Source organism: Streptomyces sp. BJ20, from assembly GCF_022869105.1.
Taxonomy (GTDB): Bacteria; Actinomycetota; Actinomycetes; order Streptomycetales; family Streptomycetaceae; genus Streptomyces; species Streptomyces griseoincarnatus.
The window spans coordinates 779737-794216 of record NZ_CP094918.1 but is presented as its reverse complement, the minus strand read 5'-3'; the positions used below and the strand labels follow the sequence as shown (position 1 = coordinate 794216).

9 protein-coding genes are annotated in these 14480 nt (G+C 74.2%); 4 read left to right on the top strand and 5 right to left on the bottom strand.

Annotation, left to right across the window (positions count from 1 at the left end; all coding sequences use genetic code 11):
- Positions 1–44: 44 nt before the first annotated feature.
- The 3 genes from MTR79_RS03800 to MTR79_RS03790 are packed head-to-tail and all read right to left on the bottom strand — an operon-like array spanning position 45 to position 4752.
- Positions 45–1223: a VWA domain-containing protein gene (locus tag MTR79_RS03800; protein ID WP_244789170.1), complete on the bottom strand. Its 1179-nt coding sequence runs from the start codon at positions 1221–1223 to the stop codon at positions 45–47.
- Positions 1220–3598 (bottom strand): DUF5682 family protein, encoded by a 2379-nt coding sequence (locus tag MTR79_RS03795; RefSeq protein WP_244789168.1) that lies wholly within the window; start codon positions 3596–3598, stop codon positions 1220–1222. Before MTR79_RS03795 ends, MTR79_RS03800 begins: the two co-directional genes overlap by 4 nt.
- The gene (locus MTR79_RS03790; RefSeq protein ID WP_048457957.1) at positions 3595–4752 is read right to left on the bottom strand and encodes an AAA family ATPase; all 1158 of its coding nucleotides are present in this window, start codon (positions 4750–4752) and stop codon (positions 3595–3597) included. The genes MTR79_RS03795 and MTR79_RS03790 overlap by 4 nt, the downstream gene beginning before the upstream one ends.
- A gap of 134 nt (positions 4753–4886) precedes the next feature.
- Here MTR79_RS03790 and MTR79_RS03785 point away from each other — a divergent pair, with 134 nt between their 5' ends.
- Together MTR79_RS03785 and MTR79_RS03780 are read left to right on the top strand one after the other, a co-directional pair.
- The gene (locus MTR79_RS03785) at positions 4887–6131 is read left to right on the top strand and encodes a hypothetical protein (RefSeq protein WP_244789166.1); all 1245 of its coding nucleotides are present in this window, start codon (positions 4887–4889) and stop codon (positions 6129–6131) included.
- 124 nt (positions 6132–6255) lie between these two features.
- Positions 6256–7890 (top strand): DUF5691 domain-containing protein, encoded by a 1635-nt coding sequence (locus tag MTR79_RS03780; RefSeq protein ID WP_244789163.1) that lies wholly within the window; start codon positions 6256–6258, stop codon positions 7888–7890.
- Positions 7891–8255: 365 nt separating this feature from the next.
- Here MTR79_RS03780 and MTR79_RS03775 read toward each other — a convergent pair whose 3' ends face one another.
- Entirely contained in the window at positions 8256–8672 is a 417-nt protein-coding gene (locus MTR79_RS03775) for a cobalamin B12-binding domain-containing protein (RefSeq protein WP_048457960.1), read from the bottom strand.
- Between the two features lie 392 nt (positions 8673–9064).
- Here MTR79_RS03775 and MTR79_RS03770 point away from each other — a divergent pair, with 392 nt between their 5' ends.
- Both MTR79_RS03770 and MTR79_RS03765 read left to right on the top strand, forming a co-directional pair.
- Positions 9065–9934, top strand: a complete 870-nt coding sequence (locus MTR79_RS03770) for an alpha/beta fold hydrolase (protein WP_086700665.1) — start codon at positions 9065–9067, stop codon at positions 9932–9934.
- A gap of 321 nt (positions 9935–10255) precedes the next feature.
- Complete coding sequence (locus MTR79_RS03765; protein WP_086700667.1) at positions 10256–11809, top strand: M23 family metallopeptidase; 1554 nt, start codon at positions 10256–10258, stop codon at positions 11807–11809.
- Between the two features lie 72 nt (positions 11810–11881).
- On the opposite strand, the gene pcrA is transcribed toward MTR79_RS03765, so the two are convergent.
- Entirely contained in the window at positions 11882–14362 is a 2481-nt protein-coding gene (gene pcrA / locus MTR79_RS03760) for a DNA helicase PcrA (RefSeq protein WP_086700668.1), read from the bottom strand.
- Positions 14363–14480: the final 118 nt, after the last annotated feature.

Sequence of the window (14480 nt, the reverse complement as noted above, 5' to 3'; positions counted from 1 at the left end):
GGTCCCGCAACCCCCGTGTCACCGATGGGCACTCATGTCCGTTTTCAGCGCGGGGAGTCCGGCCCGGCCGCTCCCCCGTCCGGTATCGGCAGCGGCCGCTTCTCGAGCGCCGCCGCCATCACCTCAGGGAAGAGGTCGGGGGTGCAGGCGAACGCCGGCGCACCCAGCGCCGCGAGGGCCGCCGCGTGCTCCCTGTCGTAGGCGGGCGCGCCCTCGTCGGAGAGGGCGAGCAGCGACACGAACTGGGCGCCGGACGCCTTGATCGCCGCCACCCGCTTCAACATCTCGTCGCGTATCCCTCCTTCGTAGAGGTCGCTGATCAGCACGACGACCGTGTCGGCGGGCCGGGTGATGCGCGACTGGCAGTACGCGAGCGCCCGGTTGATGTCCGTGCCGCCGCCGAGCCGGGTGGCGAAGAGGACGTCGACCGGGTCGTCCAGACGCTCGGTCAGGTCGACGACCTCCGTGTCGAAGACGACGAGCCGGGTGGCGACCGCCCGCATGGACGCGAGGACCGCCCCGAACACCGAGGCGTACACGACCGACGACGCCATCGATCCGGACTGGTCCACGCAGAGCACGACCTCCTTCTTCACCGACCGCGAGGCGCGCCCGTAGCCGACGAGCCGCTCGGGCACGACCGTGCCGTGCTCCGGGAGGTAGTGCCGGAGGTTGGCGGCGACGGTGCGGTTCCAGTCGATGTCGCCGTGGCGGGGCCGGCGGACGCGGGCGCCGCGGTCGAGGGCGCCGGTGAGGGTGGCCCGGGTGCGGGTGGCGAGCCGCTTCTCCAGGTCCTCGACGACCTTGCGCACGACCTCCCGTGCCGTCTCCCTCGTCGTCTCGGGCATCGCCTTGGTGAGGGAGAGCAGCGTGCCGACGAGGTGCACGTCGGCCTCGACCGCCTCGAGCATCTCGGGCTCCAGCAGCAGCGTGCCGAGGCCGAGCCGGTCGATGGCGTCGCGCTGCATGACCTGGACGACGGAGGTGGGGAAGTACGTGCGGATGTCACCGAGCCAGCGCGCCACCGACGGCGCCGACGCCCCGAGCCCTCCCGCCCGTTCGCGCCCCGCCGCGGGGTTGTCGTCCCTGCCGTAGAGGGCGGTGAGGGCGCCGTCGATCGCGGCGTCCTGCCCGGACAGCGTGTGTCCGGTGCCGTCGGCCGTGTCGCCGCCGAGCACGAGCCGCCACCGGCGCAGCCGCTCCCCCGTCGCATCCTCCGTCATCGCCGCACCTCCACTCGCTCCCCGCGCGTCCCCTCGTCGCAGTCCGGTCCCAGCAGCAGCCGCAGCACCGGCAGGACTGCGTCCGCCCGTGCCTCGTCCACACCCGGCCCGAAGCCGGGCGCGCCGGCCGCCGCCGTGTCCGTGCGGTCGCGCCGCCCTGGTCCCCGGCGCACCAGTTCCCCGAGCGTGCGCCGCACCCCCGACTCGTACGCCGAGAACGTCCGCCGCAGCAGCGGCAGCACGTCTGTGAACGCCTCCGTCGGGACCGCCGTCAGCCACCGGTCGACCAGGCCGAACAGCCGCTCGTCGTGGACCAGCAGCAGCCCACCGCCGGAGCCGCCGACGAACCCCTCGATCCACGCGGCCGCGTCCGCCGGGGGCGTGCCGGGCGACAGCGCGAGCCCCATGAACCGAGCCGCCTCATCCTGCGCCAGCTCACCCTCGTCGAGCAGCAGGCGCACGGCCCGCCCGCGCAGCACCCCGGGCACGGTGTCCCGCGCGGACAGCGTCCGCAGCACGGCACGCCAGCGTGCGCGCAGTCTCCCGTCGGGCGCCGCGGGGACGTCGCCGAGCAGGCTCAGCGCGCCGTGCACCGCGTCGACATGGCCCCGCATCTCCTCGGCCGCGTCGGCGTCCAGCCCGGCGCAGGCCGGGGGCAGTCCGACGAAGACCCGCTCGGCGAGGCCCGCGGCGACCTCGGTGAGGGCTGCCGTGCCGGTGCCGCGGACGTCGCCGTAGCGCAGCGAGCGGACGAGGGCGGGCAGCGCCTGCGCGAGGTGGGCGACGTCGGTGTCGAGGGCGGCGCGGTCGGCGAGGACGCGCATCACCACCGGCAGGGCGTCGGGCAGGGCGGCCAGCAGGCAGTGCTCCGCGAGAGTCGTGACGTCGGCGAGGCCGCGCGCGTCGACCGCGTCCGCCTCCGCCTTCGCGGTCGCCGCGGCGAGCACGGTCGTCCCCCACACTCCCGCCTCGGCGGTGCGCACGGCCAGTTCGGGCTCCCAGCGCAGCCGCCAGGTCTCCCGGAAGGTCCCGGTGCCGGAGCGTGAGACGGCCGGGCGTCCCCAGTCGATGCCGAGCAGCCGCAGCCGGTGCAGCAGCCGGCTGCGCTCCGCGCCGGTCTCCTCGCGCAGGTCGAGGTCCAGCTCCCGCTCGGCCGCCTCCGGTCTGAGCCGCAGCCGGCGCTGCGTCCGCTCCAGGTCCCGCTGCAACGGCACCGCGGGCACCGTGTGCGGCACCTCCCCCAGCACGTCGCCGACGACCAGCCGGTCGTGCACCAGCGCCAGCGGCACGTCGGAGCCCTCGCACATCACCGCCCGTACGGCGTCGGTGGCCTCCCCCAGGCCGGGCAGCGGCCGCCCGCGCAGCGCGGCGAGGGTCTCGGCGAGCCGCACCGCCTCGATGACATGGCCGGGTGACACGGTGCGGTCCTCGGCCCGCAGAAGTCCCGCGACCTTGGTCAGCCACCGCTCGACCGGCCGGTCCGGGACGGCGAACAGATGCGCGTACCACCCGGGCGAGTCGATGCCCGCGCCGTAGCCACCGGCCCGGGACAGCCTGCGGTGCGTCCACGGCACCCACGTCACGTCCGTCTTCACCTTCGGCAGCCCTTTGAGCAGCGCCCGGTCGGCCGTCACGCCCGTACGCCGCCGCAGGGCCGGCACGTGCCACGCCCCGCAGACCACGGCCACGCCGTCCTCGAACTCCCGCCGCGCGTCCCGTATCCGCAGCCGCATATGGGCCTCACGGATCAGGTCCCGCCCGTGCCCGCCGCTGCCGTAGGTCTCCCGCAGCGCCGTCATGGCCTCCTCCAGGGCGGTGAACGGCGCGAGCGCGTCCCCCTTTCCCGCGCCCCGGTGTTCGACGACGTCCTCCCACCAGCGCTCGGCGTCGTCGTACCCGGCGGTGTCGGCGAGCACTCCCAGCGGATCGACCCGCACGTCCTCGCCCAGGGCGTCCTGCTCCGCCCCGGCGTCCGTACCGCCGTCCTCCCCGTCCTTCTCTCCCCCGTCCATGTCCTCCTCGTCCCGCTCCCAGGCGAGCGTGTGGGCGGCCGGCAGGTCGATGAAGCGGGCCGGCACCCCGTGCTCCAGCGCCCAGCGGAGCGCGACCCACTCCGGGGAGAACCCGGCGAGCGGCCAGAACGCCGACCGGCCGGGCTCGTCCACGGCGTGGGCGAGCAGGGCGACCGGCGGGCGCATGTCCTCCGCAGCGGCCAGCGGGACCAGCGGGTCGGCCTCGGGCGGGCCCTCGATGAGCACGACGCGCGGCCGGGACGCCTCCAGCGCGGCCCGCACGGCCTTCGCCGACCCGGGCCCGTGGTGCCGCACGCCGAGCAGCAGCGGCTGCCCCGCGTCCCGTGCCCGGCTCCCGTTCATGCGCCGGCCTCGCGGCAGGCCCGGTAGAAGTCCGACCAGCCGTCGCGCTCACGGACGACGGTCTCCAGGTACTCCTGCCAGACGACACGGTCCGCCGCCGGGTCGCGGACGACCGCCCCGAGCACGCCCGCGGCGACGTCACCGGCCCGCAGCACGCCGTCGCCGAAGTGGGCGGCGAGAGCCAGCCCGCCCGTGACGACGGAGATCGCCTCGGCCGTCGACAGCGTGCCGCTGGGCGACTTCAGTTTCGTCCGCCCGTCGGCGGTCACGCCGTCGCGCAGTTCCCGGAAGACGGTGACGACCCGGCGGATCTCGTCGACGCCGTCCGGCACCGCCGGCAGGTCCAGCGACCGCCCGATCTGCTCCACTCGGCGGGTGACGATGTCGACCTCCGCCTCCGGTGTCTCCGGCAGCGGCAGCACCACCGTGTTGAACCGGCGGCGCAGGGCGCTGGACAGCTCGTTGACGCCGCGGTCGCGGTCGTTGGCCGTGGCGATCAGGTTGAAGCCGCGGACGGCCTGCACCTCCTGCCCGAGCTCCGGTATCGGCAGGGTCTTCTCGGACAGGATCGTGATCAGGGAGTCCTGGACGTCGGCCGGGATCCTGGTCAGCTCCTCGACGCGGGCCGTCCTGCCCTCCGCCATCGCCCGCATCACGGGGCTGGGCACGAGGGCGTCGCGGCTGGGGCCGTGGGCGAGCAGCCGGGCGTAGTTCCAGCCGTAGCGGATGGCCTCCTCCGGGGTGCCGGCCGTGCCCTGCACCAGCAGCGTCGAGTCGCCGCTGACAGCGGCGGCCAGATGCTCGGAGACCCAGGTCTTGGCGGTGCCGGGCACGCCGAGCAGCAGCAGGGCGCGGTCCGTGGCGAGGGTGGTCACCGCGACCTCCACGACCCGGCGCGGACCGACGTACTTGGGGGTGATCACCGTTCCGTCCGGCAACGTCCCGCCGAGCAGGTAGGTGGCGACGGCCCACGGCGACAGGCGCCAGCGGGCGGGGCGCGGGCGGTCGTCCTGGGCGGCCAGCGCGGCCAGTTCGTCCGCGAAGGCGTGCTCGGCGTGCGGACGCAGGGTGTCCGTCCGCGCGGTGCCGGTGTCCGCGGGCACGGAGCCGTTCCGCCGCGGGTCGACGGACGTCGGTTCTGCGGACACAGACATGGCTGGGTCCCCCCTCCAGCTCGGCCGGTTCGGATCTGTCACCCACCGTGCACCACGCCACTGACAATCACCCTCGACCTGCACAAATGCCCGGCCGACACGGACTGTCAGTGGCGGGACCTACCGTCGAGAGCATGACTGATCAGGGGGTGCGCCGGACCGTGACGCAGGTACCGGCACAGGCATGTGACGCCGCGTCGGACAGCGCAGGCGAGGTCGCGCCGTGCGGGCCCGGTGAGCCCTCGCCCGGCACGGCGGAGGGCGGAATCTCCGCGCCCGCATCTGCCGCGTCCGACGCCCCGAGCCAGCCCGTGCCCGGCCAAGGCGCCCCCTTGCTCGGCACGGCGGGTGAGCCCGTGCCGGACGGGCCCGGTGAGCCCTCGTCCGACGAACCGGAGGCCGCAGCCCTCGCGTCCCCACCGACCGTCTCCCCGGCCGCCCGGCGGCGGGCCGAGCGCCGGGCCGAGCGGGTCACCGCGGGGGCGGCCGAGCTGGAGCGGCGTCTGGCGGACCTGCTGCGCGGCGGGCTGATCTCGGCCGGGCAGTCCGGTCCCGCCCTGTGGGAGGAGACCGCGGCCCGCATGGTCGACGCGCAGGCCCCCGGACTGGCCAACCGGGTCCGGGATCTCGGGGCGCTCGCGAGCGCCGGCGTAGGCGCCGACGCGCCGGTCCGTCTGCTGGAGGAGTGCGCCCTGCTCCATCTCCTGGCCCAGGCCTGGCTACGGCGTGACCGGCTGCCCGAGCCGCTCGCCGCGACGGTCCGCTCCCGTGTCGGCCTTACCGCGTCGCCGGAGGGCCCCGCGATCCGCGACGACTGGCTCGTCCTCGCCCAGTACGACACGTCCGACAGCCGCCTGATCACCCGTCGCATCTGGCTGCACGGCACGGTGTCCGGCCGTACGGCGCTGCTCCTCTCCTACGGGGCACCCGGCCGCGCCCCCGACCTGGCACTCCCGGCCGGGCTGGCGGTCGACGCGGAGCTGACCCCTTACCCGGGCGCCGGACAGCCGCGGACGGCGCTGACCGAGCGGTTCGGGGCGCCCGCGCCGACGACCGTGCGCCCGCCGGGCACGACGACGTCCGGGGCGCTCGCCCGCTACGGCGCCGCGCTGCGCGACGACCCGTGGCGGGTGTCGGTCCCGGTGACGCTGGAGCGTGTGGTGCCGGTCCCGGACGGTGACGGCTGGCAGCTGGCCGACGCCGACGAGGACCAGGCCCTGCCGGTCGGCGCGGCGGCCCGGTCCCGCCCGGGGCTGTGGCGGCTGGTCGCCCTGTCCGGAGGCGCCCCGGTCCGGGTGTTCGGCGAGTGCGGCCCCCGCGGTTTCACTCCTCTGGCGGCCTGGCCGCAGGGTCCGGGAGAGGCGGTACCTCTGTGCTGACCAGCCACTTTCGCCCCTCAGTCATCACCGGCCCCGTCGCCCCCGTGCATCTTTCGGACATCGCTGGACACTCGGTGCGCGTGAGTCTTCGACCGCACCGGGACCCCCGTCGGAAAGGAAGCTCATGAGCAGGACGACCGCCACCGTGGCCGCGTCCCTCCCGGACCACTGGGAGCGGCTGGTGACCACGGCGCTGCTGGGAACCGACCGGCGCACCCCGCCGGGCGTGGCGCCCGGACCGCAGACGCCGTCGGACCTGCTCGACGCGGCCGCGGCGGCGACCGTACGGCGGCGGGCCGGGCTGTGCCCCGCGCGGCCCGCCGAGCGGCTGCGCCCTGCCCCCGAGGACCCGCGCCCACCGCTGCCGCCCGCCGCCGCACGCAGGCTCGCGGCGCTGCTCGCCGACCGTCCCGGCGCGTCCGGCGGCGGCCGCCGGGCCGCGGCGCCGGACCTGATGGAGCTGCTGCCCCAGTGGCTCCAGGCGGCGAACGCCCGCGGCTACGCGGCGCCCCCGCAGGCGCTGCCCGCCCTGCTCGACGCGGCGCGGGGCCGCACCGACCTGCGACCGGCGGCGCTGCGGTTCGCGGGCCCGCGCGCGCTGTGGCTGGCCCGTCTCAACCCGGACTGGCGGTTCGCCCTGCGCACGGCCCCCGGCGGCGGCCCCTCGGCACCTGACCTCCGCGACCCGCAGGGCATACGGCGGCTCTGGCAGGAGGGCCTCTTCGCCGAGCGGGTCACGCTGCTCACCGCCCTGCGCTCCCGTGACGCGGCGGCCGCGCGGACCCTGCTGGAGGAGACGTGGGTGACGGAGCGGGCCGAGGACCGGCTGATGTTCCTGGACTCCCTGCGCGCCGGACTCGCCCTGGACGACGAGACCTTCCTGGAGCGGGCGCTGGCCGACCGCAGCCGCAACGTGCGGGAGACGGCGGCCGAGCTGCTGTCGGCGCTGCCCGCGTCGGCGCTGGCCGCGCGGATGGCGGCGCGCGCCGCGGCGTGCGTGGCGGTGGACCGTACGCGGGACGTGCCGACGATCGTGGTGGAGGCGCCGCACGAGTGCGACGCGGCGATGGAGCGCGACGGCGTGGTGGCCAAGGCGCCGGCCGGGCGCGGGGAACGCTCCTGGTGGCTGGGGCAGTTGGTGGAGGCGGCGCCTCTCGGCACCTGGCCGGGGCGGTTCGGCGGGCGTACGCCGGAGGAGATCGTGGCGCTGCCGGTCGCCGACGGCTGGCAGGGCGAGCTGCACGCGGCCTGGTGCCGGGCGGCGGTGCGGCAGCGGGACGCGGCATGGTCGCGCGCACTGCTCGGGGAGCCGTCCGCGCCGGAAGCGGGTGGTCCGGGGGCGGTGTCCCTGGCCGAGCGCGCCCGGCTGCTGGCCGCTCTGGACGCCGGTGAGCGGGCGGCATGGGTGGCCGGCTTCATCGAGACGCACGGCCTGTCCGAGGCGTTCCAGCTGCTCGGGGTGTGTGCGGTGCCCTGGGCCCCGCCGCTCGGGCGGGCCGTGGTCGACGCGCTCAACATCGCGCGGGACGCAGGGAGTTATCCATGGAGTTTCAGCGGAGTCATGGGGCTGGCCGAGCGCTGCCTCGACCCGTCCGAGGCGAGCCGGCTGGACGCGCTGCTGGCGATACCGGACGAGCCGGAGGACGCGGCGCCCGGCGCCGGGAGCTACTGGTCGGAGGCGTTCCAGCGCCTGGTGACCACGTTGCGGCTGCGTGGCGCGATGCTGGCGGAGCTGACTCCGGGGGGACCGGCTCCCTGACCGGACCGGCCGGCCTCGTCACACCGCCGCTCACCGCCGGAGCCGGGTGGGGCGGAGCCACTTACGCCGGCGGGCGCCCTCGGCGCCGAGGCCCGGAGACGGGCATCCCGCCGCCCGCCGTCGCACGGGCGGCAACGGCCCCCGCATCGCGGGCACCGGAAGCACCGGCCCCCGAGACCCTCGCGACACCGGCACGCGCCCCCCGGACCGCGCCGGCACCGGACGCCCTCACCTCACCGGCACTCGCCGCCCTCGTCACGCCCGCCTCGGACGCCCCGGCGCCCCTGACCGCCACCACACGGGCGCCCACGCCCGGCACGTCCGCCGCGGCGGTCCGACACCCGCTCGCCGCGGCGACCCGGCGCCTACGCCTCCGCGGTCTGGCGGACGTTCGCCCGGACCCAGTCCACGATGGACGCCGTGGTGGCGCCCGGCGTGAAGATCTCCGCGACGCCCTTCTCCTTCAGCGGGGGGATGTCCGCCTCGGGGATGATGCCGCCGCCGAAGACGAGGATGTCCGCCGCGTCCCGTTCCCTCAGCAGCTCGATGACCTTCGCGAACAGCGTGTTGTGCGCGCCCGAGAGGATGGACAGGCCGATCGCGTCGGCGTCCTCCTGGATCGCGGTGTCGACGATCTGCTCGGGGGTCTGGTGGAGCCCGGTGTAGATCACCTCCATACCGGCGTCCCGCAGGGCCCGCGCGATGACCTTGGCCCCGCGATCGTGGCCGTCGAGCCCCGGCTTGGCCACCACCACGCGGATCGGACCGGCTGCCACACCCATCACTGCCTCCATGAAGCGACTACATCCATCCGTATCGACCAGTACCGCACACATCGCACGGATTCCCCGGCCCGAACCGGCCGCAGAAGTGAACGAACGTTATCTCCAGCATCCCGCAACCGGCAGTTTCACGGTGCACAGGGAGGGGGAAATCACACGGTGGGACACGTCCGTCGCGCAGCGTTCCCGGGCCCGGCCCCGAGGCCGAGTGCTCGTGCGACACATGGACAACAGTGGGAACATGCGCATAAGGGATGCGCCTCGAGGTCGATCCATCACCGCGCACCGTCCGCGCTTCACCGGCGCGCACCGTCGACCGCACTCGGAGCGCCATTCCACGAGGGCACACGGGGGACGAGGCTGTCCCCTCGCGTGCCGACAGGAGGTCGGCCATGAAGGTCACCCAGGCAGCTCTTCCGTTCCTGCCCCTCTGCCGGCGTCTTCTGCCGGCCCGGCTGGCGGATCTCTCCGTGGGCCTGCTGAAGGCGACCGCCCTGGAGCTGGCGATCCTGGCGGGCCATGTCCTCCTCTATCCCGCCGGCATCATCCAGGAGCGGCGCGGCCCCGACCGCTCCGCGCTGACCGCCCCGGAGGGGACGGCGCAACTGCCGGCGGAGGCCAAGCCCCCGGTCGTGCTGCTGCACGGCTTCATCGACAACCGCTCGGTCTTCGTCCTGCTGCGCCGCAGCCTGGCCCAGCACGGCCGGCAGCAGATCGAGTCGCTCAACTACTCCCCGCTGACGTGCGACATCCGCACGGCGGCCGAGCTGCTCGGCCGGCATGTCGAGCAGGTCTGCGAGCGCACGGGCAGCGAGCGGGTGGACGTGGTGGGCCACAGCCTCGGCGGGCTGATCGCCCGGTACTACGTGCAGCGGCTGGGCGGTGACCGGAGGGTGCGGACGCTGGTCACGCTCGGCACCCCGCACTCAGGCACGCGGGTGGCGCCGCTGGCCAACGCGCATCCGATCGTGCGGCAGATGCGTCCCGGCTCCCCGGTGCTGGAGGAACTGGCCCGGCCCGCCCCCGGGTGCCGTACGCACTTCGTGGCGTTCTGGAGCGACCTCGACCACATCATGGATCCGCTGGAGAACGCGTGCGTCGAGCACCCGGACCTGACGGCGGTCAACGTGCGGGTGAGCGGTGTGGGGCACCTGGCGCTGCCGGTGCACCCGGCGGTGGCGACGGGCATCCGGGAGGCCCTGGACACGGCGCATCCGGGTGAACCGTCCGGCGGACGGGCGAACGGCCTCACGGTGGCCTGAGGCGCGGGAGCGCACGACACGCCCGCACCTCCCCCCTCCCACGTGAGCGATCCTTCACGTCCAGAAGCGAACAACATCGGTCAGTGGCGGCCGACTTGTCGACGCCCATGCCTCACGAATTCGAACACCAGTCGAACGTAGAGCCAAGACCGTGTGCACCGACCGCCGAAACCCGACCGAATGCCCGTTTCCTGCGGCCGCGAAACCTGGGGAAGATTGTCGCGCCCGCATACCGCCGGGTACAGTCGCCGCACTGCTCTGGCAGCCCCTGTTGTCGAGGCGAAAGAGAAGTTGGTGAACGACCGTCACCCGTCGGGGACCATGACCCCGGCTCCGGCCTCCGATGCCGCCTCGGCGCCCTACGCGTCGTACGGCAGCCAGGAGGTCCCGTACGGGGACGTCACCTCCTACGGCGGCTACGACGCCACCTCCTACGGCACCGGCGAGCACGCCGCCGGCACCTTTGCCGCCGATCCCCTCTTCGGGAGCATGCCGGGCGAGGACCCCGCGCAGGCCGCCTGGACCACCGGCCAGTGGACGGCCGGCGCTCAGGACACCGGGCACTACGACGCCTACGCCTTCCAGCAGGCCGCGTACGACACCGGCGGCCATGACGCGACCGCCTGGACCACCGGGCAGCAGCCGATGGCGGTGATCCCCCAGCAGGGCGGATCCCCCGAGACCGGCCAGTGGGACGCGAACGCGTGGCTCCAGCCCGGCCAGGCCGAGCAGCCCGCGGACCCGACCCAGCAGTGGGACTGGGGCACGCAGACCTTCGACAGCGGCGTCTACGACGCCACCCAGTGGAACTCCGACGGCGGCGAGACGCCCGCACCGGACGCGCAGTACGGCGGAGAGCCGTACGAGCAGGAGAACTTCGCGACGCAGGAGAACTTCGCGGCGCACGAGGAGTTCGGGGGGCAGGAGGACTTCGCCCAGGAGAACTTCTCCCAGGTGTCCTACGACCAGGACACGCCCGACCAGCCGTACGCGGAGGACGACTACCGCGGGGAGCCCGGTCCGGACGAACCCGGGGCCGGTGAACCGGCCGACACCGGCGAACTGCCCGCCGTGACCCTCCTCGACGAGCAGGAGGAGATCACCCCCGCACCGCGCGCCGCCTCCCGCTCCGGGTCCCGCTCCCGCCGCCGCACCCCGCCCAAGCGCTCCGCGCTGCTGACCGTGGCCGTGCCCTCGGCGTGCGTGATGGGGGTCGCCGGCATCGCCGCCGCCTCGGTGGGCGACCTGTCCGAGGAGGGCGGCCAGGAGGCACGGACGACCGCCGCGGACGCCCAGCCGGTCCAGCCGTCCGCCGCCAACGTCAAGCTGGACACCCAGCTCGAGAGCCTCGCCGCCGGCGCCGACGACTTCGCCGACCGGGCCAGCCGCGCCCAGGGCCGCATCGACCTCAAGGCCCAGCAGGAGCTCGAACGCAAGCGGGCGGCCGAGGAGGCGGCCCGCAAGGAGCGGCTCCGCCCGAAGTTCGCGCTCCCGGTGGCGCAGCACGGACTCAGCGCCTACTACGGCCAGTCCGGCATCAACTGGATGTCCCTCCACACCGGCATCGACTTCCCCGTCTCGTACGGCACGCCCGTGCTGGCGGCGACCGACGGCACGGTGCGCACGCAGTACAACTCCGCCTACGGCAACATGCTGATCGTGACGGCGAAGGACGGCACGGAGACGTGGTACTGCCACCTCTCCACCTACCAGGTGCCCTCCGGCGCGACCGTCAAGGCCGGCGACCAGATCGCGTTCTCCGGGAACTCCGGCAACTCGACCGGCCCGCACCTGCACTTCGAGGTCCGCCCGGGCGGCGGCTCGGCGATCGACCCCCTCGCCTGGTTCCGCAGCCACGGCCTGGAGCCCACGTAGGCCGACCCGCGGACCGGTGCCCGTCGCGGCACCGGAGCGAACCCCGGCCCACGACGGGCCCCGTGTGTACGGCTAGAGCTTCTCCACCGGCGCGTACCGCAGCAGCAGGCGCTTGGGCTTCTCGTCGCCGAAGTCGATCGTCGCCTCGGCGTTCGCCCCCGTGCCCTTCACCGCGACGACCGTGCCCAGGCCGAACTGGTCGTGCGTCACCCGGTCCCCGACGGCCAGCGACACCACGGGCTTCTCCGAGGTGCGCCGGGTGGCGAAACCCGAGGCGCCCGACGCGGACGAGCGGGAGCGGGACGACGACAGTGACGCGGCCACCCCGGACGCCGGCCCGTTGGCCACCGGACCGCTCGCCCCGGTCCGCTTCCACTCCACGTGGGTGGGCGGGATCTCCTCCAGGAAACGCGAGGGCGGGTTGTACGACGGCTGGCCCCAGGCGCTGCGCATCACCGACCGGGTGAGGTAGAGCCGCTCCCGGGCGCGCGTGATGCCGACGTAGGCCAGGCGGCGCTCCTCCTCCAGCTCCTTGGTCTGGCCGAGGGCGCGCATGTGCGGGAAGACGCCGTCCTCCATGCCGGTGAGGAAGACGACCGGGAACTCCAGGCCCTTGGCGGTGTGCAGGGTCATCAGCGTGATGACGCCGTCGCCGTCCTCCTCGTCGGGGATCTGGTCGGAGTCGGCGACCAGGGCGACCTGCTCGAGGAAGTCGGCCAGTGTGCCGGTCTCGCCCTCGCCGCGCTCCTGCTCGAACTCCAGGGCGACGGCCGCGAGTTCCTGGAGGTTCTCGATGCGGGTCTCGTCCTGCGGGTCGGTGGAGGCCTGCAACTCGGCGAGATAGCCGGTGCGTTCGAGGATGGCTTCGAGGACAGTCGCCGGCCCCGCCCCCGACTCGACGACCGTACGGAGGTCCTCCATCAGCGTGTTGAACCGCTTGACCGCGTTCGCCGACCGGGCCGCCATGCCGTACGCCTCGTCGACGCGGCGCAGCGCCTGCGGGAAGCTGATCTTCTCCCGCTGGGCGAGCGCGTCGATCATGGCCTCGGCGCGGTCGCCGATGCCGCGCTTGGGCACGTTGAGGATGCGGCGCAGCGGCACCGAGTCCTCCGGGTTGGCCAGCACCCGCAGGTAGGCCAGGACGTCCCGGACCTCCTTGCGCTCGTAGAAGCGCACGCCGCCGACGACCTTGTACGGCAGGCCGACACGGATGAAGATCTCCTCGAAGACACGGGACTGGGCGTTGGTGCGGTAGAAGACGGCGACGTCGCCGGCCTTGGCCTCGCCCGCGTCCGTGAGGCGGTCTATCTCGTCGGCGACGAACTGCGCCTCGTCGTGCTCGGTGTCCGCGACGTAGCCCGTGATGCGCGTGCCCTCGCCCGCGTTGGTCCACAGGTTCTTCGGGCGGCGGGACTCGTTGCGCTCGATGACGGCGTTGGCGGCGGACAGGATCGTCTGCGTGGAGCGGTAGTTCTGCTCCAGCAGGATCGTCGTCGCGTCCGGGTAGTCCTCCTCGAACTGGAGGATGTTGCGGATCGTCGCGCCGCGGAAGGCGTAGATGGACTGGTCGGCGTCGCCCACCACGCACAGCTCGGCGGGCGGCACCTCGGCCTCCGGCGGGACGTCGACGGGGTGCTCGGAGGCGCCCCCGACCAGCTCACGCACCAGGGCGTACTGGGCGTGGTTGGTGTCCTGGTACTCGTCGACCAGGACGTGCCGGAAGCGGCGGCGGTAGTGCTCGGCGACGTCGGGGAAGGCACGGAGCAGATTGACCGTCGTCATGATCAGGTCGTCGAAGTCCAGCGCGTTCGCCTCGCGCAGCCGCGACTGGTAGAGCGCGTAGGCCTGGGCGAGGGTCTTCTCGAAACCGTCGCTCGCCTGGGCGGCGAAGTCCTCCTCGTCGATCAGCTCGTTCTTCAAGTTGCTGATCTTGGCGCTGAAGGACTTCGGCGGGAAGCGCTTGGGGTCGAGGTCCAGGTCGCGGCAGACGAGCGCCATCAGACGCTTGGAGTCGGCGGCGTCGTAGATCGAGAAGGACGACGTGAAGCCGAGCTTCTTGGACTCGCGTCGCAGGATGCGGACGCACGCGCTGTGGAAGGTCATGACCCACATCGCGTTCGCCCGGGGCCCGACGAGCTGCTCGACGCGCTCCTTCATCTCGCCCGCGGCCTTGTTGGTGAAGGTGATCGCGAGGATCTGGCCGGGGTGGACGTCCCGCTCGGCGAGCAGGTAGGCGATGCGGTGGGTGAGCACGCGGGTCTTGCCGGACCCGGCTCCGGCGACGATGAGCAGGGGGGAGCCGGAGTGCACGACCGCGGCGCGCTGGTTGTCGTTCAGCCCTTCCAGCAGCGCGGCGGAGTCGATCACCGGGCGCGGGGCGCCGTCCCGGTAGTAGGTGTCCCGCTCCGGGGGCACGTCGAACTTCCCGCCGAACAGGTCGTCCGGGAGAGGCTCCGGGGCGTGCTCGTCCTCGGGTGGCGGCGGGGGCTCGTCCGCCGGGCCGCGCTGGGCCTGGAGGTCCGCCAGGAAGCTGTCGTCAAAGAGGCTGCTCATCGCTCTCCGAGTCTAGGGTGCTCCACCGACAACCCGGGGCCGCCCCGGAAACATCCGCCCGCCCCTCCCGGAGGCGCCACGGCGGGCACCCTCCACGGTCGGCGCCTCACCCTGCGTG